21 protein-coding genes are annotated in these 23,283 nt (G+C 62.4%); 15 read left to right on the forward strand and 6 right to left on the reverse strand.

Annotated features, from left to right (window positions below; translation table 11 throughout):
• Positions 1 to 103: 103 nt before the first annotated feature.
• Positions 104 to 544 (forward strand): CBS domain-containing protein, encoded by a 441-nt coding sequence (locus J5M72_RS03455; RefSeq protein ID WP_085712511.1) that lies wholly within the window; start codon positions 104 to 106, stop codon positions 542 to 544.
• Here J5M72_RS03455 and J5M72_RS03460 read toward each other — a convergent pair whose 3' ends face one another.
• Entirely contained in the window at positions 545 to 1,168 is a 624-nt protein-coding gene (locus tag J5M72_RS03460) for a glutathione S-transferase N-terminal domain-containing protein (protein ID WP_207864025.1), read from the reverse strand.
• Positions 1,169 to 2,259: 1,091 nt separating this feature from the next.
• Here J5M72_RS03460 and J5M72_RS03465 point away from each other — a divergent pair.
• The 12 genes from J5M72_RS03465 to J5M72_RS03520 all read left to right on the forward strand — a co-directional run bounded on the left by J5M72_RS03465 (position 2,260) and on the right by J5M72_RS03520 (position 15,268).
• The gene (locus J5M72_RS03465; protein WP_207864026.1) at positions 2,260 to 3,078 is read left to right on the forward strand and encodes a TonB family protein; all 819 of its coding nucleotides are present in this window, start codon (positions 2,260 to 2,262) and stop codon (positions 3,076 to 3,078) included.
• A 49-nt stretch (positions 3,079 to 3,127) separates the two neighbouring features.
• Positions 3,128 to 3,832: a MotA/TolQ/ExbB proton channel family protein gene (locus J5M72_RS03470; protein WP_085608298.1), complete on the forward strand. Its 705-nt coding sequence runs from the start codon at positions 3,128 to 3,130 to the stop codon at positions 3,830 to 3,832.
• Complete coding sequence (locus tag J5M72_RS03475; RefSeq protein ID WP_011335072.1) at positions 3,832 to 4,233, forward strand: biopolymer transporter ExbD; 402 nt, start codon at positions 3,832 to 3,834, stop codon at positions 4,231 to 4,233. The genes J5M72_RS03470 and J5M72_RS03475 overlap by 1 nt, the downstream gene beginning before the upstream one ends.
• A gap of 207 nt (positions 4,234 to 4,440) precedes the next feature.
• Positions 4,441 to 7,146: a TonB-dependent receptor gene (locus tag J5M72_RS03480; protein ID WP_169431056.1), complete on the forward strand. Its 2,706-nt coding sequence runs from the start codon at positions 4,441 to 4,443 to the stop codon at positions 7,144 to 7,146.
• Between the two features lie 110 nt (positions 7,147 to 7,256).
• Positions 7,257 to 9,128, forward strand: coding sequence for an extracellular solute-binding protein (locus J5M72_RS03485; protein WP_207864027.1), 1,872 nt, complete (start codon positions 7,257 to 7,259; stop codon positions 9,126 to 9,128).
• 1 nt (position 9,129) lies between these two features.
• The gene (yejB, locus tag J5M72_RS03490) at positions 9,130 to 10,194 is read left to right on the forward strand and encodes a microcin C ABC transporter permease YejB (RefSeq protein ID WP_207864028.1); all 1,065 of its coding nucleotides are present in this window, start codon (positions 9,130 to 9,132) and stop codon (positions 10,192 to 10,194) included.
• The gene (locus J5M72_RS03495) at positions 10,194 to 11,216 is read left to right on the forward strand and encodes an ABC transporter permease (RefSeq protein ID WP_207864029.1); all 1,023 of its coding nucleotides are present in this window, start codon (positions 10,194 to 10,196) and stop codon (positions 11,214 to 11,216) included. Before yejB ends, J5M72_RS03495 begins: the two co-directional genes overlap by 1 nt.
• Positions 11,217 to 11,230: 14 nt before the next feature.
• Positions 11,231 to 12,844, forward strand: a complete 1,614-nt coding sequence (locus tag J5M72_RS03500; protein WP_207864030.1) for an ABC transporter ATP-binding protein — start codon at positions 11,231 to 11,233, stop codon at positions 12,842 to 12,844.
• 119 nt (positions 12,845 to 12,963) lie between these two features.
• On the forward strand, positions 12,964 to 13,485 hold the full coding sequence (locus tag J5M72_RS03505; protein WP_207864031.1) for a DUF3455 domain-containing protein: 522 nt from the start codon (positions 12,964 to 12,966) through the stop codon (positions 13,483 to 13,485).
• A 42-nt stretch (positions 13,486 to 13,527) separates the two neighbouring features.
• Entirely contained in the window at positions 13,528 to 14,061 is a 534-nt protein-coding gene (locus J5M72_RS03510; RefSeq protein WP_169431062.1) for a sigma-70 family RNA polymerase sigma factor, read from the forward strand.
• Complete coding sequence (locus tag J5M72_RS03515) at positions 14,058 to 14,753, forward strand: anti-sigma factor (protein ID WP_207864032.1); 696 nt, start codon at positions 14,058 to 14,060, stop codon at positions 14,751 to 14,753. The genes J5M72_RS03510 and J5M72_RS03515 overlap by 4 nt, the downstream gene beginning before the upstream one ends.
• Positions 14,754 to 14,866: 113 nt before the next feature.
• Entirely contained in the window at positions 14,867 to 15,268 is a 402-nt protein-coding gene (locus tag J5M72_RS03520) for a hypothetical protein (protein ID WP_207864033.1), read from the forward strand.
• Positions 15,269 to 15,331: 63 nt separating this feature from the next.
• Here the strand turns inward: J5M72_RS03520 and J5M72_RS03525 are convergent, their stop codons facing one another.
• Positions 15,332 to 16,420 carry a DUF1615 domain-containing protein gene (locus J5M72_RS03525; protein WP_207864034.1) on the reverse strand — a complete coding sequence of 363 codons (1,089 nt, stop codon included), beginning with the start codon at positions 16,418 to 16,420 and terminating at the stop codon, positions 15,332 to 15,334.
• 184 nt (positions 16,421 to 16,604) lie between these two features.
• Here J5M72_RS03525 and J5M72_RS03530 point away from each other — a divergent pair, with 184 nt between their 5' ends.
• Entirely contained in the window at positions 16,605 to 18,140 is a 1,536-nt protein-coding gene (locus J5M72_RS03530) for an FAD-dependent oxidoreductase (protein ID WP_207864035.1), read from the forward strand.
• A gap of 4 nt (positions 18,141 to 18,144) precedes the next feature.
• On the opposite strand, the gene hemB is transcribed toward J5M72_RS03530, so the two are convergent.
• Together hemB and J5M72_RS03540 are read right to left on the reverse strand one after the other, a co-directional pair.
• The gene (gene hemB / locus J5M72_RS03535; RefSeq protein WP_207864036.1) at positions 18,145 to 19,119 is read right to left on the reverse strand and encodes a porphobilinogen synthase; all 975 of its coding nucleotides are present in this window, start codon (positions 19,117 to 19,119) and stop codon (positions 18,145 to 18,147) included.
• Positions 19,120 to 19,263: 144 nt separating this feature from the next.
• Positions 19,264 to 19,962 (reverse strand): glutathione binding-like protein, encoded by a 699-nt coding sequence (locus J5M72_RS03540; protein WP_207864037.1) that lies wholly within the window; start codon positions 19,960 to 19,962, stop codon positions 19,264 to 19,266.
• Positions 19,963 to 20,258: 296 nt separating this feature from the next.
• Here J5M72_RS03540 and J5M72_RS03545 point away from each other — a divergent pair, with 296 nt between their 5' ends.
• Positions 20,259 to 20,933 carry a histidine phosphatase family protein gene (locus J5M72_RS03545; RefSeq protein ID WP_207864038.1) on the forward strand — a complete coding sequence of 225 codons (675 nt, stop codon included), beginning with the start codon at positions 20,259 to 20,261 and terminating at the stop codon, positions 20,931 to 20,933.
• Between the two features lie 140 nt (positions 20,934 to 21,073).
• Here J5M72_RS03545 and mnmH read toward each other — a convergent pair whose 3' ends face one another.
• Positions 21,074 to 22,177, reverse strand: a complete 1,104-nt coding sequence (gene mnmH, locus J5M72_RS03550) for a tRNA 2-selenouridine(34) synthase MnmH (protein ID WP_207864039.1) — start codon at positions 22,175 to 22,177, stop codon at positions 21,074 to 21,076.
• Positions 22,177 to 23,211, reverse strand: coding sequence for a selenide, water dikinase SelD (selD, locus tag J5M72_RS03555; protein WP_207864040.1), 1,035 nt, complete (start codon positions 23,209 to 23,211; stop codon positions 22,177 to 22,179). Before selD ends, mnmH begins: the two co-directional genes overlap by 1 nt.
• Positions 23,212 to 23,283: the final 72 nt, after the last annotated feature.

A 23,283-nucleotide genomic window follows, 5' to 3' on the forward strand; every position in this document is an offset into this window, starting at 1 on the left:
GTCAAATGACGTTTTTTGCGTGTTATCTGCCGTTTTGCGGCCTTGCTCTGCGCGCCACGGTCTACGATGCTTGGAGAACAACGACAACACCTGAGTAACCGCCATGAAAACCGTCGCCCAGCTGCTCAAGCTCAAAGATCAGAAAAATCAGGAAGTGCATCAGATCAAGCCCGATCACATGGTGCTCGAAGCGCTGATGAAGATGGCCGAGAAAAACGTCGGCGCCTTGCTCGTGGTCGAGGACGAAAAAGTGGTGGGCATCATCAGCGAGCGCGATTACGCACGCAAGCTGGTGCTACACGGGCGCTCCTCGGTAGGCACGCCGGTACGCGACATCATGGTGGCGAACGTGATCACGGTGGATACCCATCAGACCGTCGATACCTGCCTGAGCATCATGTCCGACAAGCGTCTGCGCCACTTGCCGGTGGTGGAAAACGGCAAACTGCTGGGCCTGCTGTCGATCGGCGACCTGGTCAAGGAAGCGATTGCCGAACAGGCCGAGCTGATCAAACAGCTGGAGCAGTACATTCGCGGGGAGTGATCAGCCGGGCCAATGCCGCGCAAAGACCGGTGCCAGCACCGGGTGTCGGTCAATGCGTTGCAGCCACGCATGGAAACCGGGCCGTGCCTGACGCAGGTGTTCGCGGGCACCGGCCCAGCGCGTGACCACCGCTGCCAATACATCCAGCGCCCCCGGTGTTTCATCGTCCAGGTACAGCTCGGCGGAGAACTGGTCGGCAAACACCTCCCAGGTCCAGTGCAATCGTTCCCGCGCACCCGTCATCAGATTCTGCCGCGAGGCCTCGTCCGGCATCACCAGCCAGCGCTCGGGGTAATCAATGATGCCGATGGCCGCATAGCAATTGCTGACGATGTACACCAGGCCGCGAATCGCTTGGTCACGGTCAGCGCCCGCGGCGGGCAACAGGCCGGATTGCGGAAAACTCAGCCCCAGATGAATCAGGATCGCCGCACTTTCGGTGATTGCACTGCCGTCCGGCAGTTGCAGGGTCGGGATCTGTTTGAGCGGATTGAGCCGCGCCAGCTCCTGCGCCGCTTCCGCACCGGCCTCGATATCGATGAAGCGGTAAGCCACCTGGCACAGTTCGAGTGCTGCCTCGATGGCCGCCGCCCCTGAATTGCGATGTCCGTAGAGCTGATACATATCCCCTCCTCCACTGCGAAAGGCATCCTGCCCTGGCCCTATTTATAGCTCTTGTATCGAATTTGGCACGGATTGCGCATTCATCGGCAGCTTGCGAATCCCTGATCTCGCAAAACAGCGCTGGCGGTGCCCATCCCGCACCAAGAGCAATCAGCGAACGCTATCCGCGTTCTTGTAAGGTGCGATACCGAACCAAAAGTTCGCGTATCCGAGCTGGCAACAAGGAGTTCACCGCGTGAATCTTCATCTGCTGCGCCACACTCTTCTCTCCGTGCCCCTGTACCTGCGCCGTGTTCGTCCTGCGAACAGTGCGTGCATGCCTTTTATTACCTGAACGTCTGCACTATTTATTTTTTAAATAGCACGCAAGAAGTCATTGCGTGCGCACTGCTTTAATGAATGCAGGAAAACATTGTTCGACAATAACTTCCAGACAGCACACCGCTACAACTTTCGCCGTTCGAAGTTAATGTCCGAAGCGCACCAAAACTGCACTTGCAGCCGATACACCGTTCCTGTGGAGCGACCGACTTTACTTAAACAAGAACAAGGAACATCGCCTGTGACCCGCTAAAACACTGACCCGCACCAATTCAGTCCGCCACGCACCATCACGCGTCCTGGCCGACACGAGAACAGCCGCTCTATCTCGCTGAACAGCGCGATACCGCGCCCGGCCTGTCTCGCCCTGAAAAAAGTCCTGCAAAGAGGGCCTTCGGGAGGTTGTGCGCCCATGAAAACCGGCATGCTTGATGAAACTTATATAAATGCGACATACGTATCATCCGTGAAATAACCGCTACACAATTGTTCACTCTTTGGCACAGCGGTTGCTATTGCATCAACCATGAGGGCAAGAATGATGTTAGCCACTCAATTGCACACCCACTTATAAAAGAACAGCCACGGACCGGATCAATGAACCATCGAAGTCGGCATTACTGAAGCAACAAGCTGCACAAGCCCTGTTCAATAGATAGTTCAACTATCGGCTTCTGCACACCTGTATGAAAGTTGCGACCACTCACTCGAACAACGCCTTGTTGTTCGAACGGCACCTTATTGCCCTTCATCCACCCGAGGGAGCTTTAATGAACGATGCGGTAAAGCACAGAACGCCGCCGGGGCCAGTACCGAACGCAGCGCTTGCGTCGGGAGCGGGTCGGCCCGTCTACAAGGCCAACACTTCTCAGCCCGGCGGCCTGAACAAACAGCAGATGCTGTTGCTGGTGGCAGTGTCGGCGCTGATACACGGCGGCGCCTGGTGGTTTTTCCAGCAGGCGCGGGCCGAACCGCTGCCCACGCCACCGGAAATCCCGGAAATGACCGTCGAGCTGACCAGCCCGACACCTCCGGCACCGCCGACACCGGAGCCGCCGCCCCCACCGCCGCCCCCTCCCGAACCGGAACAACCGGTGGAAGACGAGGACGCGGTCAAGCCGCCGCCCAAACCGGTGGAGAAACCCAAGCCGATCGAAAAACCGAAACCGGTCGAGAAACCCAAACCGGTGAAAAAGGCCGAGCCGCCGAAAGCGCCGCCCGCCCCTGCGCAACCGGCAGCGCCTGCCGCTCCGGCCACCCCGAGCGCGCCGCCGGCACCTGCGGCGGCACCGGGCCCGGTGAAAGAGTCGGCGGCGATTTCCGGCCTCGCCAGCCTCGGCAACCCGCCGCCGGAATACCCGTCGCTGGCCCTGCGGCGCAACTGGGAAGGCAGCGTGGTGCTGCGGATTCAGGTGCTGGCCAACGGTCGCGCCGGCTCGGTGACCGTGACCAAGTCCAGCGGCAAGCCGCAACTGGATGACGCGGCGGTCGCGGCGGTGAAGGCCTGGAAGTTCATTCCGGCCAAGCGCGGCGACACACCGATCGACGGCTTCGCCACCCAGACCATCGATTTCAAATTGCCGCAATGACGGCGCGACAACCGAACTCACAACCGATTAACGCAAGCGAGGTGTAGCCATGAACGATTCTCTGTCTTCGATGATTGTCCCCGGCGTGCTCTGGGGGCTGGTGCTGTTTTCCGTGGTCAGCTGGGCGATCCTGCTGGTCAAGTCGGCGCAATACCTGCGCCAGAAAACCCAGAACAAGCAGTTCAGCAAAGCCTTCTGGGGCGCGCCGGATCTGCTGACCGCCGCCGAACACGCCAGTCAATATCCAGGCTCGCTGGCGCGGATCGCCAGCAGCGGTTTCGAAGCCTTGCTGGTGGAAGAGTCCCCGCGCACCACCCAGCAACTGGCGCACACCATCAACCGTTCCGACCGACTGGAACGCAACCTGCGCCAGCAGATCCAGAAGGAACGTCGCTCGCTGGAAAACGGCCAGGCGATCCTCGCCAGTATCGGCAGCACCGCGCCGTTCATTGGCCTGTTCGGCACCGTGTGGGGAATCATGGAAGCCCTGCAAAGCATCGGCGCCAGCGGTTCGGCCAGCCTGGAAACCGTGGCCGGGCCCATCGGCCACGCGCTGATCGCCACCGGTGTGGGGATTGCCGTCGCGGTACCGGCGGTGCTGATTTACAACTTCTTCCTGCGACGCCTGAAACTGGCCTCCGCCGACATGGATGACTTCGCCCACGACTTCGACGCCCTCGCCTCGCGCAGCGCGTTTTCCATCAGCCGCCAGGCCATCGCCAAATCCACGGCCGCCGTGCGGGAGGCCAGCTGATGTCCTTTTCCACTCAAGACAGCGATGAAGTGCTCAGCGAAATGAACGTCACGCCGCTGGTGGACGTGATGCTCGTGCTGCTGGTGGTGTTCATCGTCACCGCGCCGCTGATGACCAACGCGATCAAGGTCAACCTGCCAAAAACCGACGCCGTCGCCCCCGCCGAAAAGAAGGATCCGGTGGTGGTCAGCGTCGATCAGGACGGCAAGTTCTTCCTGGCCAAGACCGAGCTGGCACCGGAATCACTGGAGGCCAGCCTCAAGGAGGTCAAGGCCAAAGATGCCGACGTCCGCGTGCAGCTGCAGGCCGACTCCGCCGTGAATTACGGCCAGGTGGCCAAAGCCATGGCGTCCATCGAGCGCTCGGGCATCACCAAGATATCGGTGATGACCACCCGCTGACGGCGGTGCCGGGCGCGCAGTGAGGGACGCGCCCGGCACCGTTCGTTGAATCCCGTCGCAATCGGCCGACCGAAAAACGCAGCGCGTCTTCGGAGGGGATCGGCTTGCTTGAAGAAAGTGGTTTTCGCGGCGCGGCACCACCGTGCTCCGTGCAAAGAGGGCTCACAAGGCCATTTCGATAAACGTCTAACAAAGTCGGAAACAACCATGCTGATGAACACTCCACGCTTCACGCTCAAACCCTTGGTGGCAACGATTTCCCGCCACCGTTTCGTTCCGTTGTACCTGGTGGCCATGGGGATGGGCGCCGGGGTTCAGGCCGCCGAGGACGACAACGGCGTCCCGGCCGCCGCTGCGGTGGTTGCGCCGACCACGCAACTGCAACGGGTCGAAGTGACCGGTTCGGCGATTCGCCGGGTCGATGCGGAAACGGCGGTGCCGATTACCGTGCTCAAGGCCGATGAACTGCGCAAACAGGGCGTGACCACCACCGCCGAACTGGTGCAGCGCATCACCGGCAGCCAGTCGATCAACAACAGCGCAGGCTCGGTCGGCGCGGCCACCGGCGGCGCATCGTTTGCCGACATGCGCGGCATCGGCGCGAACAAGACGCTGGTGCTGCTCAACGGTCGCCGGCTGGCCAACAACGCCCTGTCGGGCACCAACTCGGCCGGCGGCGCGGTGGATCTGAACATGATCCCGTTTGCCGCGATCGAGCGCGTGGAAGTGCTGCGCGACGGCGCCTCGGCCCTCTACGGCACCGACGCCATCGGTGGCGTGATCAACTTCATCACCAAAAAATCCATGACCGACGGCCAGCTCACCCTTGGTGGCGAAACCCCGACCCACAGCGGCGGCGGTGCGACCAAGGACATGAGCGCCAGCTGGGGCTACGGCGACCTGGAACAGGACCGCTTCAACGTGCTTGGCGTGTTCAACTACAACAAGCAGCAGAACCTCGACGCCAACGACCGCTCCTTCGCCCGCGACTACGTGCCCGGCCGTGGCCTGGACCAGACCTCCGGCACCGCGTTCCCCGGCAACTACAGCCAGAACGGCAACGCCACCAACCCGCTGGCCAACAGCAATTGCAACGGTCCCAACCTGGTGGCCCGCGACGGCCTCTGCCGCTTCAGTACCCGGGAATTCATCGACCTGGTGCCACAGACCGAGAAGACTTCGTTCTTCGGCAAGACCACCGGCAAACTGGCCGACGACCACAACATCAACCTCGAATATTTCTGGTCACGCAACAACAACGCCACCGCCGTCGGCCCGGCGCCATTGACCGGCCTGAGCCTGGATTCGTCCTCGCCCTACTACCCCGGCAACGGCATCACCCCGGCACCCACCGGCTTCGCCCTCGACCCGACGCAACCGGTGGACGTGAACTGGCGCGAAACCGCCGCCGGCCCGCGTGAATCGAAAGACCAGAACACCAGCCAGCGCTTTTTGCTGAGTTTCGACGGTCTGGTCGGCGGCTGGGACTACAACGTCGGCGCCTCGTACAACCAGAACAAGATTGTCTCCAGCGTCACCAGCGGCTATGTCAGCGATCAGGCAATGATCAACGGTCTGGCCAGCGGCCTGCTCAACCCGTTCGGTCCGCAGACCAGCGCCGGTCAGCAGTACATCGATCAGGCCATGTACCACGGCGCCTATTCCACGGCGGTCGGTCGGGTCGCCGGTTTCGACGGGCGGATCAGCCGCGAGATCGGTGACTGGTTCGGTGCCGGTCCATCCGGCCTGGCCCTGGGCGGCGAGTACCGCAAAGAGAAATTCCACCAGGACTTCGAAGCCTTTGCCGGTGACATTCAGAGCCTGGGCATCGACCCCGCCGGCAGCGTCGAGGGCGACCGCAGCGTGAAAGCCGCCTACGCGGAAATCAACGTGCCGGTGCTCGACAGCCTGGAATTGTCGGCCGCCGTGCGTCACGACAAATACAGCGACTTCGGCAGCACCACCAACCCGAAATATTCGTTCCGTTATCAGCCACTCAAGGAGCTGGTGGTGCGCGGCGCCTACAGCGAAGGTTTCCGCGCGCCGTCGCTGTATGAGCTGTATTCGCCGCGCAGCATCACCTACACCCAGGGCTACTACAACGACCCGGTGCTGTGTACCGGCGGCGTGGTGCAACCGGGCGGCAACGGCGGACGCGATTGCGGTCAGCAGTTCCTCAACCAGATCGGCGGCAACGAAGACCTGGCCCCGGAGAAAGCGCGCAACGTGACGCTGGGCTTCGTTTATCAGCCGGTCAGCAACCTGTCCGTGGGCCTGGATTTCTGGTGGATTCACATCTCCAACCAGATCCAGCCGTTCCCGGAATCCACCGTGTTCGATCAGGCCGGCAGCTACCCTGACCGCTTCGTGCGCAACGCCGACGGTACGCTCAATTACATCGTCACCGGCAACGCCAACCTCGGCATCGTCGAAACCAACGGCGTCGATGTGTCGCTGGACTATCGCTTCCCGAACACGCCTTACGGCCAGTTCGGCCTGGGCCTGCAAGGCACCTATGTCGACGAGTACGACTTCCAGAGCACCATCAAGGGCCCGTTCACCGACAAGGTCGGCGACTTCAAGGGCGACGGGGTGATTGCCCGCTGGAAACACAACCTGACCGGTTCCTGGACCTTCGGCGCCGCCCGTGCAGCGCTGACCAACCGCTTTACCACCGGCTACAACGACTACGACCGCGAAACCAACGCACGGGTCGCGTCGTATTCGGTGTGGGACCTGTCGGCCGGCTACACCTTCGACAAGGTGCTGGACGTGGACGCCGGGGTGAAGAACCTGTTCGACCGCGATCCGCCGTTCTCCAACCAGGCCTACAACTTCCAGAGCGGCTATGACCCACGTTACACCGACCCGCTGGGCCGCACGCTGTTTGCGCGCATGACGTACCACTTCTGAGTACCGGTCGGGGCCGCGCAAGACTCCGGCCGGCCCCTTCCCCTTGCGAATTCGCATCCCGCAGCGGCCAACCGCCGCTTCGGGTTTTTCCGGCTCAGAGGAACGACTTCATGACATTCATGCGCAACATGGCCGGCCTGCTGCTCGGCAGCGCGCTGCTGTGCAACGCGGCATCTGCGCTGGCCGGCGGCAGCTACGCAATGACGGTGTACGGCGAGGCGCCGAAATACCCCGCCGGTTTCCAGCACTTCGATTTCGTCAATCCCGACGCCCCCAAGGGCGGCTCGCTCAGCCGCGCATCGATGGAGATCGGTCAGTACAACTACATCACCCCGTATGCCGATCAGGGCATTTCCGTGGTCCAGGTCAACGACTGGGTGTATTCGCCGCTGGCGTTCCGCTCGCTGGACGAGCCCTACACCGTCTACGGTCTGGTGGCGCAATCCATGGAGCGTGACCCAGGCGGTCTGTGGGTGCGTTTCAACCTGAATCCCGAGGCGCGTTTCGCCGACGGCACGCCGATCACCGCCGAGGACGTGCGCTACACCTTCGAGCTGTTGATGACCAAGGGCAGCCTGAGTTATCGCCAGCAGTACGCCGACGTGCAGGATGTGCTGATCGAAGGCCCGCGGCAGATTCGCTTCACCTTCAAGAACAACCTCAACCGCACCCTCGCGCTGGATCTGGCGTCGCTGCGACCGGTGCCCGAGCACTGGTGGAAGACCCGCGACTTTGCCAACGGCGGCGGCTTCGAACCCCCGTTGGGCAGCGGCCCGTACCGGGTGAGCAAGGTCGATGCGGGGCGCAGCATCGGTTTCCAGCGCGATCCGAATTGGTGGGGCAAGGACCTGCCGGTCAGTCGCGGGATGTACAACTTTGACAGCCTGACCGTGAATTTCTACGGCGACACCGACGTCGCCCGGCAGCTGCTGCAGGCCGGGGCGTTCGACTACAACCGCGAGTTTTCCTCATCCGGCTACGTGGTCGGCTACGACAGCCCGGCACTGCGCGACGGACGCCTGCAACAGGCGATTCTCGCCCCGGACAAACCGACCAGCGCCCAGGGGTTTGTGTTCAACCTGCAGAACCCGCTGTTCAAGGATCGCCGCGTGCGGCAGGCACTGAGCCTGCTGTGGGATTTCGAGTGGACCAACAAGCAGATGATGCGCGGCTTCTACGTGCGCCAGAACAGCTACTGGCCGAAGAGTGAAATGGCCGCCACCGCCCTGCCCGACGCCAGGGAGCTGGCGATCCTCGAACCGCTGCGCGGACAGATTCCGGACGAGGTGTTCACCCAGGTCTATCAGGCGCCGAAAACCGATGGTAGCGGCTACATCCGCGACAAGCAGTTGCAGGCCCTGAAGCTGTTGGCCGAGGCCGGGTGGACGCCGAAAAACAATCGGCTGGTGAACGCTGCCGGCGAGCCACTCGAATTCACCTTCCTCGACGGCCAGGGCGGTTTCGACCGCATGTTGCTGCCGTACAAACGCACCCTGGCGCAGATCGGCATCACCCTGAATCTGCGGCGCATCGATTCGGCGCAATACATCAACCGGCTCAACGCCCGGGACTACGACATGATCGTTACCAGTTTCCCCCGCAGCGGCGATCCGATCGTCTCGCCGGGCCGCGAGTTGTACAGCCTGTATGCCTCGCAGAGCGCGACCCAGGTCGGCAGCTCCAATTCGATGGTGCTGGCGGACCCGGCGGTGGACCGGCTGATCGACGGCCTGGTGCAGGCCAATACCCGCGACGCCATGGTGCGTTACGCCCGCGCCCTCGACCGGGTGCTGCAATGGGGTGACTACATGATTCCCAACTACTACTCCAAAGGCACGCCGACGGTGTTTCAGAACCGCTTCGGCAGGCCTGCGGTGCAGCCGATTTACAGCGAAGGCCTCGATACCTGGTGGGAGGTCTCGGCCAAGCCGCTGACCAATCAGCAGATGAGCGCCTTGCGCCAGCTCGCGGGGGGCCAGTGACATGTGGCGTTATCTGAGTCGACGTCTGTTGCTGATCATTCCGACGCTGCTGTGCATTCTGGTGGTCAACTTCGTCATCGTGCAGGCCGCGCCCGGCGGCCCGGTGGAACAGGCCATCGCCCGCCTGCAAGGCTTCGGCGGGCACAGCATGGGCGGCGCCAGCGAGGTGACCGCGATCGGCGGTGCCGGGCGCAGCAGCCGTGGTCTGGATCCGGCGCTGATCGAGGAGATCAAGCATCACTACGGCTTCGACAAACCGATGCATGAACGCCTGTGGCTGATGCTCAAGAACTACGCGCAACTGGACCTGGGCAGCAGCTTCTTTCGCGGTGCGAAGGTGACGGACCTGATCGTGCAGAAGCTGCCGGTGTCGCTGTCCCTCGGCCTGTGGGCGACCTTGATCACCTACCTGATTTCGATCCCGCTGGGCATTCGCAAGGCAATCCGCAACGGCAGCGCATTCGATGTCTGGAGCAGCACGGCAATCATCGTCGGCTACGCGATGCCAGCGTTTCTGTTCGCGATCCTGTTGATCGTGGTGTTCGCCGGGGGCAGCTACGTCAACTGGTTTCCGGTACAGGGGCTGGTCTCGGACAACTTCGACAGCCTGAGCCTGTGGGGCAAGGCCGGCGACTACCTCTGGCACCTGGTGCTGCCAGTGACGGCGTTGGTGATCGGCGGTTTTGCGACGCTGACGATCCTGACCAAAAACAGCTTCCTCAACGAGATCAGCCGTCAGTACGTGATCACCGCACGCGCCAAGGGCCTGACCGAAAGACGCGTGCTCTACGGCCATGTGTTTCGCAACGCGATGCTGCTGGTGGTGGCCGGTGTGCCGTCGGCGTTGATCGAGGTGTTTTTCGCCGGCTCGCTGCTGATCGAAACCCTCTTCAACCTCGACGGCCTCGGGCGCATGAGCTACGAAGCGGCGGTGTCGCGGGACTACCCGGTGGTGTTCGGCACGTTGTTCCTGTTCACCCTGTTCGGCCTGTTGATCAAGCTGATCGGCGACCTCTGCTACACCCTGCTCGACCCGCGCATCGACTTCTCGGCGAGGACTGCCTGATGTTCACACTCTCCCCTCTGGGCCGGCGGCGCATCGCGCAATTCAAGGCCAACCGTCGCGGGCGCTGGTCGCTGTGGCTGTTCATCGGGCTGTGCCTGATCTGCCTCGGCGGCGAACTGATCGCCAACGACAAGCCGCTGGTGATTCGCTACCACAACGCCTTCTACTTCCCGATCCTCAGCGACTACCTGGAAACCGATTTCGGCGGCGAACTGCCGTTCCAGCCGGATTACGCCAGCAGTTACGTACACAAACTGATTGAGGATCAGGGCGGCTGGATGCTGTTCCCGCCGATCCCGTTCAGCTACGACACGGTCAATTACGAGCTCACGGAGCCGGCGCCGAGCCCGCCGTCCTCCAGCAACTGGCTGGGCACCGACGATCAGGCGCGGGACGTATTGGCGCGGGTGATTTTCGGCACCCGGGTTTCGATCCTGTTTGCGCTGATCCTCACCGCCGTCAGTGCGTTGGTCGGTATCGTCGCCGGGGCGTTGCAGGGCTATTACGGCGGCTGGGTCGACTTGCTCGGGCAGCGGGTGCTGGAGATCTGGTCGGGACTGCCGGTGCTGTACCTGCTGATTATTTTGTCCGGGTTCGTCTCGCCGAGTTTCTGGTGGCTGCTGGGGATCATGGCGCTGTTTTCCTGGCTGGCACTGGTGGACGTGGTGCGCGCCGAGTTCCTGCGCGGGCGCAGCCTGGAGTACGTCAAGGCCGCGCGGGCCCTGGGCCTGACGGACAGCGAGCTGATGCGCCGGCACATTCTGCCCAACGCCATGACCTCCACCCTCACCTACCTGCCGTTCATCCTGACCGGCGCCATCGCCACCCTCACCGCGCTGGATTTTCTCGGCTTCGGCATGCCCGCCGGCACCGCGTCGCTGGGCGAACTGATCGGCCAGGCCAAGCGCAATCTGCAAGCGCCGTGGCTGGGGCTGACGGCGTTTTTTGCCCTGGCGCTGATTCTGTCCTTGCTGGTGTTCATCGGCGAAGCCTGCCGTGACGCGTTCGATCCGCGATCCTGATCCCCGGAGCTGAAATGACCGACAACCTGATTGAAATCCGCGACCTGCGCGTCGCCTTCGCCGGGCACGAAGTGGTGCACGGCGTGAACCTCGACATCCGCCGTGGCGAGTGCCTGGCACTGGTCGGCGAATCCGGCTCGGGCAAGTCGGTGACGGCGCACTCGATCCTGCGTTTGCTGCCGGGCAAAACCGTCAGCAGCACGGGCAGCATCTGCTACAACGGCGTGGACTTGCTGCACGCCAGCGAACAGCAGCTGCGCGGCTTGCGCGGCAACCGCATCGCGATGATTTTCCAGGAGCCGATGACCTCGCTGAACCCGCTGCACACGGTGGAAAAACAGATCAGCGAAGTGCTGGAGATCCACAAGGGGCTCAAGGGACGCGCCGCGCGCCAGCGCACGCTGGAGTTGCTGGAACTGGTGGGCATTCGCCAACCGTTGCAGCGTTTGAAGGCCTATCCGCACCAGCTCTCCGGCGGCCAGCGACAGCGAGTGATGATCGCCATGGCGCTGGCCAACGAACCGGAATTGCTGATCGCCGACGAACCGACCACGGCGCTGGACGTGACCGTGCAACAGAAGATTCTCGAGCTGTTGATCGAGTTGCAGCAACGCCTCGGCATGTCGCTGCTGCTGATCAGCCATGACCTCAACCTGGTGCGGCGCATCGCCCAACGGGTGTGCGTGATGCGCCACGGGGAAATCGTCGAACAGGCCGATTGCGCAACGCTGTTCCGCACCCCGCAGCATCCTTACAGCCGCCTGCTGATCGAGGCCGAACCGTCGGGCGCGCCGGTGCCGAGTCGCTACGATCACAACTTGCTGGAGGTGGATGACCTGAAAGTCTGGTTCCCGCTGCCCAAGGCGTTGTTCAGCCGCACTCAGGAATACATCAAGGCCGTGGACGGCGTGAGTTTCCGTCTGCAGCGGGGCAAGACTCTGGGGATTGTCGGCGAGTCCGGCTCGGGCAAATCGACGCTGGGCCAGGCGATTCTGCGGCTGGTGGAATCCGAGGGCGATATTCGTTTTGGCAACAAGCAGTTGAGCCTGCTCAATCAGCGTTTGATGCGCCCGTTGCGCCGGCAGATTCAGGTGGTGTTCCAGGACCCGTTCGGCAGTCTCAGCCCACGGATGTCGGTGCAACAGATCATCGCCGAAGGCCTGCTGACCCACGGCATCGGCACGCCCGAAGAACGCGAGGCGGCGGTGATCCGCGTGCTGGAGGAAGTCGGCCTCGACCCGCAGAGCCGCCATCGCTATCCCCACGAGTTCTCTGGCGGCCAGCGCCAGCGCATTTCCATCGCCCGGGCGCTGGTGCTGGAACCGGCGCTGATTCTGCTCGACGAACCGACCTCGGCGCTGGACCGCACGGTGCAGAAACAGATAGTGGAATTGCTGCGGCAGTTGCAGATCCGCCACGGGCTGACGTACCTGTTCATCAGCCATGACTTGGCGGTGGTGCATGCGCTGGCGCACGATTTGATGGTGATCAAGGACGGCAAGGTGGTGGAACAGGGATCGTCGCGCCAGATTTTTGCGGCGCCGCAGCATGCCTATACCCAGGAACTCCTGAAAGCCTCCGGCCTGGCATTGGCAAAAACCGGGGGTGAGCGGGTTACAGCAATCTGACCTTCAGTGCTTTCAGATTTATTTTCCGGCCACTGCATCCAAACGCCTCCGTCACGGGTAGTCCCTGTAACAGCCCTCTTTCGGCTGTCAGCGGTTTACCCTTTTTCGGAGAAACACTGATGAACATCACCCAACTGATCGGCTTCACCGGTTTGCTCGCCGTCGCCTCGACAAGCTTTGCCCAAAGCAGTTATCCCGACGCGATCAAGGTGCCGGACGGCCACAAGATCGCGATGGAAACCACCGGGATCGGCGAGATCACCTACGAATGCCGTGACAAGGCCAATGTCGCCGGCCAGACCGAGTGGGTGTTCGTCGGCCCGAAAGCAGTGCTCAACGATCGCAGCGGCAAACAGGTCGGCACCTACTTCGGCCCGCCCGCCACCTGGCAGGCTCAGGACGGTTCGAAAGTCACCGGCACGCAACTGGCCGTAGCGCCATCGAGTCCGGGCAACCTGCCCTATCAGCTGGTCAAGGCCAACCCCGCCGAGGGCAAAGGCGCGATGAGCGGCGTGAGCTACATCCAGCGCGTCGCGCTCAAGGGCGGCGTGGCGCCGGGCAGCGAATGCACGGCGGCGAACAAGGGCAAACAGGAAGTGGTGAAGTACCAGGCCGACTACATTTTCTGGGCCGCGAACTGAACTCGGCTGGACGTTTGGCCGATGCTTGCTAGATTGCAGGACATGCCCTTGCCCGAAACCGCGTTCGATTACGAAGCCCGCCTCGCCGCCTGTGCCCGCGGCGAGCGCGGGGCCCTGCGCGAATTGTATGTGCAGGAAAGTCCGCGGCTGCTCGGTGTGGCCCGACGTCTGGTGCGCGACACGGCGCTGGCCGAAGACATCGTTCACGACGCATTCATCAAGATCTGGGCCGGCGCGGCGGGTTTCGATCCGGCGCGCGGTTCGGCCCGGGGCTGGATGTTCAGCGTGACCCGTCATCTGGCGCTGAATGTGTTGCGCAACCACGACCGGGAAACGCCGCTCAACGACAGCAACGAATTTCCGGCGAGTGATGACGGTTTCGACGCACTGGCGCAATCGACCCGCATCCACCGCTGCCTGCATCAACTGGAACCGCAACGCCGCCGCTGCATCCTTCACGCCTACGTCGACGGTTACAGCCACGCGCAGATCGCCCAGCGCCTCGACACGCCGCTGGGCACCGTCAAAGCCTGGATCAAACGCAGCCTCAATGCGTTGCGGGAGTGCATGGGATGACCACCGAATCGGCGCAGGAACGCGATGAACTGGCCAGCGAATACGTGCTCGGCACTCTTTCGGCCGAAGCGCGCGCCGAACTGCAACGGCGCTTGCCCAACGATCCCGAGCTGCAAGCGGCCGTGGACGCCTGGGAGCGACGTCTGCTGGAGCTGACCGACCTCGCCCCGGCGCATCAACCCTCGTCGCAGCTGTGGCAACGCATCGAACGCAGTGTCGGGCAACTTACCCATAAGAGGGCGCCAGAGATTTCATGGTGGAACCGCCTGTCGCTGTGGCGCGGCTTGAGCGCTGCCGGACTGGCTGCAACCTTGTTATTGGGCTCGATCCTGTTGACCCAGACCACGCCGAAACCAAGCTTTCTGGTGGTGCTGGTCGCCCCGCAGGACAAGGCGCCGGGCTGGGTGATCCAGGCCAGCAGTCCACGGGAGATTCAGTTGATTCCGCTGGGCGTGGTCGAGGTGCCGACGGATAAGGCGCTGGAATTCTGGACCAAGGCCGACGGCTGGCAGGGTCCGGTGTCGCTGGGGCTGGTCAAACCGGGCCAGGCGCTGTCGATCCCGCTGGACAAGCTGCCGCCGCTGCAACCGAACCAGTTGTTCGAGCTGACGCTGGAAGGCGCCAACGGCTCGCCGATCGGCAAACCCACCGGGCCGATCCAGGCGATTGGCCGCGCGGTGAAGGTGCTGTGACAAACCATCATCGACGTCGATGTTCACCATCACGTCAATGAAGTTCTCTTAAAAAATCCCGGGCGTAACATCGGCTCCATACCCAACAAACAAAACCCCCGGAGCACAAAATCATGAAACGCCAAGTCATCCTCAGCATTGCCCTTTCGGTTCTGGCCTTCAACGCATTTGCCGCCAAACCGGCCCACACCATGATCGCTGAAGGCGGTTCGGATCGGTTGATCGAACAGCGCGTCGCCGAAGGCGGCTCGGATCGCCTGCAAGAACGCCGTGTTGCCGAAGGCGGCTCCGATCGCCTGCAAGAACGCCGTGTGGCCGAAGGTGGCTCTGATCGTCTGCTGGAACGTCGTGTGGCCGAAGGTGGCTCCGATCGTCTGCTGGAACGTCGTGTGGCCGAAGGTGGCTCCGATCGTCTGCTGGAACGTCGTGTGGCCGAAGGTGGCTCCGATCGTCTGCTGGAACGTCGTGTGGCCGAAGGCGGTTCGGATCGTCTGATCGAACGCCGCGTTGCCTGAATGAAGGGCTTCATCGCAGCAACCCGGAAAAAACCCGGCTCCCGTCAGCCGGGTTTTTTAACGTCAGTCCCTGGCCATGCAGCGCCGATAGCGCTCATCGACCCGTTTGGCGAACCACGCAGTGGTCAGTTTGCGAGTGATCTTCGGGCTTTGCAGGACAATCCCCGGCAGCACCGCCCGGGGCAATGATTTGCCTTCTGCCTTATCCGCCAGTTCGAAGACCCGCTGATAGAGCCTGGTCTCCTCGAACCCCAGCGTATTGCCCTTCTCCAGTTGATCGCGGATCTGTGGATTACGCATGCCCAGTGATTTGCCAAGTCTGCGTACCGCCAGCTCGGTGGTGCCCGGCATGATCGAGTCATAGCGAATCAGGTCGCCATCCAGCGCCAGCGGAACGCCCGAGGCCCGACTGACTGCATTCTGAAACGCTGCGTTGCGACTGGCGTACCACCCGGCATTGAAGTCCGCAAAACGGTACAGCGGCTCGCGATAACTCACCGGATAACCCAGCAGATGGGCGATGCCGAAGTACATGCCGCCCCGACGACTGAACACCTCGCGACGAATCGTCCCGTCCACCGGGTACGGATAGTCTTTGGCATGCTGTTCGGCGAATTCGATGCTGACCTGCATCGGCCCGCCGGTGTGCACCGGGTTGAAACCGCTGAACAGCGTGCGGCCCATCGGCACCGAGCCGATGAAGTCGTCGAAGATCGCGCTCAATTCCTTTTCGCTGCGGGCGGCGCTCAGGCGATCGCTGTAGGTCTTGCCGTTCGGCGAGCGCACCTGCAAGGCACCGCTGACCAACAGGCTCGGGATATGCACCTTGGCGGCGCGGCGGTCGATTTCGTCACGGGCGATCTTGCCCAGTCCGGGCACCGGCGGATCGACCTGGAAAGTGGATTCCTGCTCGGCGACGGCCAGCACCGAACACAGGTTTTGCGTGGTCGGGCTGATGCCCTGGGCGGCGAACGCGGTGTAGATGTCCGTGGCCCAGCCCTGGCGGTCGGCGGTTTTCGCCGGCAGCAGGCGCACGATCTGCGCCTTGACCTCGGCCGGTGCGCGCGGCGCCGGTTCCTGGCTGCGCTGCCCGGCGCAACCGGCCAGTATCAGCAGCGCGGCGAGGCTGACGAATAATCGAGGGGTGTGCATAACGCTTCATCCAGTCCGTTGAGCCGGGTTAACCCTACGCTCTATCGCAGGGTGCAGGATAGGACTGCGGGCCGGCGACACTGTTCCCTCCCCCCGTTTGGCAGGCGAACTGGCCGTGCCCGCCCGCTGATCCATACTTGGTGCTGCACACTCAGTGGCAAAGGGCACGCGAGGAGGACAGACCATGAACCGCAGTGACGTTCTGATCATCGGCGCGGGTCCCACCGGACTGGTACTGGCCCTGTGGCTGAGCAAACTGGGCGTGCGCGTGCGCATCATCGACAAGACCTCGGCGCCGGGCACCACCTCGCGTGCGCTGGCGGTGCAGGCGCGCACGCTGGAGTTGTACCGGCAACTGGATCTCGCCGAAGCGGTGGTGCGCAACGGGCATCGGGTGGCAGCGGCGAATTTCTGGGTCAAGGGCAAACCCGTGGCACAGTTGCCGCTCAACCGGATCGGCGAAGGCCTGACGCCCTATGCCTTTCTGAAAATCTATCCGCAGGACGAACACGAGCGACTGCTGATCGACCGCCTCGAAGACTACGACGTGTTCGTCGAGCGCAATACCACCCTCGAAAGCTTCACGGAAAACGGCGACGGTCTCACCGCCCATTTGCGTCTGCCGGATGGCGAACAGGAGATCTGCCAGGCCTGTTACCTGGCTGGATGTGACGGCGCCCGTTCGGTGGTGCGCAAGACCCTCGACACCGGCTTCCCCGGTGGCACCTATCAGCAGATTTTCTATGTCGCCGACGTGCAGGCCAGCGGCCCGGCGCTCAACGGCGAGTTGCATCTGGATCTGGATGAGGCGGACTTTCTCGCGGTGTTCCCGCTGGCCGGCGAAGGTCGCGCACGGCTGATCGGCACCGTGCGCGACGAACGTGCGGATCGCGCCGAAACCCTGGAATTTTCCGATGTCAGCAGCCGCGCCATCGAACATCTGAACGTGCACATCGAGGACGTCAACTGGTTCTCCACCTACCGTGTGCATCATCGAGTGGCAGACCACTTTCGCCAGGGCCGGGCGTTTCTGCTCGGCGATGCGGCGCACGTACACAGCCCGGCCGGCGGTCAGGGCATGAACACCGGCATCGGCGATGCGATCAATCTGGCGTGGAAACTGGCGGCAGTGCTCAGCGGCGGCGCCACGGCGAAGCTGCTCGACAGCTACGAAACCGAACGCATCGCCTTCGCCCGGCGACTGGTGTCGACCACCGACAAGGTCTTCAGCTTCGTCACCGCCGAAGGCCGCATGGCCGATCTGTTGCGCACACGGCTGGCGCCGTTCCTGATCCCGAAAATGGCGTCATTCGAAACCAGTCGCGAATTCCTGTTTCGCACCGTCTCGCAAATCACCGTCAATTATCGGGGCATGGCGTTGAGCGAGGGAGTGGCCGGGCACGTCCACGGCGGCGACCGCTTGCCGTGGGCCCATGATGGCGAGGGAGACAATTACGAACCGTTGCGCAACCCGTGTTGGCAGGTGCATGTGTACGGCGACACCAGCGACGAGATGATCGCCTGGTGCAATGAACACCACTTGCCGCTGCACGTGTTCGACTGGCGCCCGGCGTTTGAAACGGCGGGCCTGGGGCGCAACGGCTTTTACCTGCTGCGCCCGGATACCTACGTGGCGATTGCCAACAACAGCGCGGATCCGAAGGTGATCGAACGGTACTTTCGTGATCACGGGATCCGGCCGTTTTTCAATTGCCCCTGACGGATCAGATCCCGGCCAGTGCCAGGTCCATCGCAAAGTAGGTGAAGATCAGATCCGCACCGGCGCGTTTGATCGCGCCAAGGCTTTCGCGCACCACGCGATCCTCGTCGATGGCTCCAGCCTGGGCGCCGAACTTGATCATCGCGTACTCGCCGCTGACCTGATACGCCGCCAGCGGCAGGTTCGAGGCTTCGCGGATGTCGCGGATGATGTCCAGGTAGGCGCCGGCCGGTTTGACCATCAGCGCATCGGCACCTTCCTGCTCGTCGAGCAACGATTCGCGCAGGGCTTCGCGGCGGTTCATCGGGTTCATCTGATAGCTTTTGCGATCGCCTTTCAGCGCGCTGCCGCCGGCCTCGCGGAACGGGCCGTAGAGTGCCGAGGCGAATTTGGTCGAGTAGGCCATGATCGGGATTTGCGTGAACCCGGCGTCGTCCAGCGCCCGGCGAATTGCCCGCACCTGGCCGTCCATTGCCGCCGACGGCGCAATCACATCGGCGCCGGCACGGGCCGCCGCCACGGCTTGTTTGCCGAGATTGATCAGGGTCTGGTCGTTGTCGACTTCATGATTGTGCATCACACCGCAATGGCCGTGATCGGTGTATTCGCAGAAGCAAGTATCGGACATTACGATCATGTCCGGCACCGCGTCCTTGGCGATCCGCGACATGCGCGACACCAGCCCGTTTTCGCGCCAGGTGTCGCTGCCGTTGGCGTCCAGGTGATGGGACACGCCGAAGGTCATCACCGACTTGATCCCGGCACGGGCGTAACGCTCGATCTCGCTGGCCAGTTTGCGCTCCGGAATACGCATCACGCCGGGCATGCTCTTGATCGGCACGAAGTCATCGATTTCTTCCTCGACGAAAATCGGCAGCACCAGATCGTTGAGGGAAAACTCGGTTTCCTGGAACAGGCTGCGCAGGCTCGCATTGCGACGCAGACGGCGTGGACGTGCTTCGGGGAACTGACTGGACATGGGGCCTTTCCTGAAAAACGGGCAGATGAGACGAAAGTCGTAGGGGGCGAAGCTTATGCCTTGCGGGGGATGAGGTACAAACCTGGATCAATCAAGAGTGCATTACCGGGGACGCAACAATCTGCGCACCCGGCAGACACAGGGTCAGGAAGGAATGGTCAGACCACGCACCACCGCCGGCCGCGCCAGAAAACGCTCCAGCACCCGGGTAACGTTCGGGAAGTCCTTGATGCCCACCAGATCGCCCGCCTCATAGAAACCGATCAGGTTGCGCACCCACGGGAAGGTAGCGATGTCGGCGATGGTGTAGCGCTCGCCCATGATCCAGTCGCGTCCCTCGAGGCGGCCGTCGAGGACTTTGAGCAGGCGTTTGCTTTCGTCGACGTAACGGTCACGGGGACGTTTGTCTTCGTAATCCTTGCCGGCGAATTTGTTGAAGAAACCGAGCTGGCCGAACATCGGGCCGATGCCGCCCATCTGGAACATCAGCCACTGAATGGTTTCGTAGCGCAGTGCGCCTTCCTGGGCCAGCAACTGACCGCTTTTGTCAGCGAGGTAAATCAGGATCGCGCCGGACTCGAACAAGGGCAGCGGTTTGTCCTCGGGGCCATGGGGGTCGAGAATCGCCGGAATCTTGTTGTTCGGGTTCAGCGACAGAAATTCCGGGGACAACTGGTCGTTGGTGTCGAAGCCCACGCGGTGCGGCTCGTAGGGCAGACCGATCTCTTCGAGCATGATCGAGACCTTGACGCCGTTGGGGGTCGGCAGGGAATAGAGCTGAATCCAGTCGGGGTACTGCGCCGGCCACTTCTGGGTGATCGGGAACGCGGACAGATCGGTCATGGGTAGCATCCAGTCAAAAAATGAAAGCCCCGAGCATAATCCACGTTTTCGGCTCTGGCTCGGGTTCTTTTTTGCCGTGAACGCCACGCTTACTTAATTCCGCAACATCCTGTCGCTAACCTTCCCTCAAGCCTTTGGGCGATGCCATTAGAGTGCGCCCCGGCAAGCGGATCGAACCAAAGGGCCTGCGGGGGCTCCAAGAAAGCCAATCAAGACAGGGAAAAACACCCGGCCCCGGCAGCCCGCGGTGTAGAGGTTTGTCAGCCTTAACCGAACAGCTGAAGAATCCGGATCTCATGACGAACTTGATGAAAGTCGCCAAACGCTTCAAACATCGCGCCTATGTGGCCCTGCCCTCGCTGCTGGCGATGAGCGCACTGTTCCTGTCCCTTGAGTCCAGCGAAAGCCGCGCGCAACCGGTGGATGGCACCCAGACCCTGATCTTCCTGCGCCACGGTGAAAAGCCCGACGGCGGCCTCGGCCAGCTCAACTGCCAGGGCCTGAACCGGGCCATCGAGCTGTCGACCCTGCTACCGGAAAAATTCGGCAAGGCCGACTACGTATTCGCCGCCAACCCCACGCGCAATGTCGAGGAAGGCGAGCTGGACAATTCCTACAGCTACATCCGCCCCCTGATGACCATCAGCCCCGCCGCCATCAAACTCGGCCTGCCGGTGAACATCGAGTTTTCGGCCAACGACACCAACGACCTGGCCCGGGAACTGATCGCCGACAAGTACCACAACTCGATCATCTACACCGCGTGGTCCCACGGCTATCTGCCGGAGCTGATCAACAAGGTCGCGGGCAAGGCCGTGGGCGAGAAACAGACCATCACCGAAGACTGGGCATCCGGTGACTATGACTCGCTGTATGTGCTGACCCTCACCTGGCACAACGGCAAGGCCAGCCTGCAGAGCCACAGCTACAAGCAGGGGCTGGATAACGGCAAGGTCACTTGCCCGACCTGAGTTTTGCGCTGCCAGCCTTAACCTTTTCGCGAGCAAGCCCGCTCCCACATTCAAGCTTGCGCCGAACTCAAATGACGGGTTCAGCGGATTTCCAGTGTGGGAGCGGGGGCTTGCCCGCGAAGAGGCCGCTGAATAGCGCATCAAGCCTTCTGATTCACGCGATCGTGCAGATATTCAATGACTGCTTTCTGCTCCCCCGCAAACTCGATTCGCGCCCCCTTCTTCTCGCGCTGAAACACATACATCGGGTCGTAATACTCGCGCAGCAACCCTTCGATCCAGCCCCGGTGCAAATCCACCGAGCCGCTGCGCCCCTGCTCGGCCAGTGCGTCCTCCATCAACAGCAGCATCCGTCGATGGCGTTCACCGCCCAAGCGTTTCTGCACATTGTTCAGGCTTTCGAGCAAGCGTTCAGAGAACAGCGCAAAACCCTGCTCGCCATGCACCGTCGAAAACTCGGCCGACAGGTCCACCACGTAATCACGCAGGATGCGCTGCACACGGTCCTCGAAGCGGTCCTCCAGCCAGACCATCGGGTAATGCTGCATGCCCTGATACAACGGCAGCGGCAACGCGCAACTGCCCACCACCCGGCTCTCGTCTTCGAGCACAAACTGGCCGATACCGGCGTCACGCTTCTTGAGGATGTCGATGGCCAGTCGGTTCTCGAAATCGATGTTCGACGGTTGCCCGGTGGCGCGCTTGCCGAAACTGGAACCGCGATGATTGGCGTGCCCCTCAAGATCCAGACCATTATCCAGCTGTACCAGCAGTTCGGTCTTGCCGGTGCCGGTCATGCCGCCCAGCAGCACAAAATCACATTGGGTCACCGCTTGTTCGAGGGTGTCGATCAGGAAGTTGCGCAGTGCCTTGTAGCCGCCGCCGACTCGCGGATAGTCGATCCCGGCCTCGCTCTTGAGCCACTGCTGGGTGATCTGCGAGCGCAGGCCACCACGAAAGCAATAGAGATAGCCGTCGGGATGGGCCCGGGCGAATTCGGCCCAGGCCTCGATGCGTTCGGCCTTCACCGCGCCGGACACCAGACGGTGGCCCAGTTCGATGGCCGCCTGCTGACCATGCTGTTTGTAGCAGGTGCCGACCTTTTGCCGCTCCAGGTCATTCATCAGCGGCAGATTGACCGCCCCGGGGAACGCCCCCTTGTGAAACTCCACCGGCGCGCGGGCATCCATCAGCGGCCGGTCGTTGAGGAAAATGTCGCGGTAATCGTTGCAGTCGCGGAGCATCAAATCACCTCGACTGCGTGGGTCTGTCGCTCGACCAGTTCACCGATCGGCGCCAGATTCAGGCCCAGCTCTGCGGCCACGGCGAGGAATTCGGCGTTGCCGTCCGGGGTTACGGCCAACAGCAGGCCGCCGCTGGTCTGCGGATCGCACAGCACGCGCTTGTGCAGTTCCTGCACGCGTCCGAGCTTGCTTGAATAACTGTCGAAATTGCGCAAGGTGCCGCCGGGTACGCAGCCTTGTTCGAGGTAATACTCGACACTGGCCAGGCGCGGCACGCGGTCATAGGCGATACGCGCGGTGAGGTGGCTGCCGTCGGCCATTTCCACCAGATGCCCGAGCAGGCCGAAACCGGTGACGTCGGTCATCGCAGTGACGCCGGCCAGTTTGCCGAAGCGGCTGCCGGGTTTGTTCAGCGTGCACATCCAGTCCCGGGCCACGCCGATGTCGGCGTTACGCAACTTGCCCTTCTTTTCTGCGGTGGTGAGGATGCCGATGCCCAGCGGTTTGGTCAGGTACAGCAGGCAACCGGCGGTGGCGGTGTCGTTGCGCTTCATGAAGCGCTTTTCGACCAGGCCGGTGACGGCGAGGCCGAAAATCGGCTCCGGCGCATCGATCGAATGGCCACCGGCCAATGGAATACCCGCCGCGTCGCACACCGCGCGACCACCTCGAATCACTTCCCGCGCCACTTCCGGCGCCAGCACGTTCACCGGCCAGCCAAGAATGGCAATGGCCATCAACGGGTCACCGCCCATGGCGTAGATATCACTGATCGCGTTAGTCGCGGCGATTCGGCCGAAGTCGAACGGGTCGTCGACAATCGGCATGAAAAAATCGGTGGTCGACACCACACCGCGCTCGGCATCGATTTCATACACCGCCGCGTCATCGCGCGAGGCGTTGCCGACCCACAGTTTCGGGTCGAGGTTCTGTGCGCCGCTGCCGGCAAGGATCACTTCCAGCACCTGCGGCGAAATCTTGCAGCCGCAACCGGCACCGTGGCTGTATTGGGTCAGACGGATGGGTTCGCTCATGGGGCAACCTCTGGCAGGGAATGGGGCGGATTCTAACAGAGGCGATTGTCGAGCAAAAAAAACCGCCCTTGC

The sequence above is a fragment of the Pseudomonas sp. 58(2021) genome (assembly GCF_017491585.1).
Taxonomy (GTDB): Bacteria; Pseudomonadota; Gammaproteobacteria; order Pseudomonadales; family Pseudomonadaceae; genus Aquipseudomonas; species Aquipseudomonas fluorescens_BT.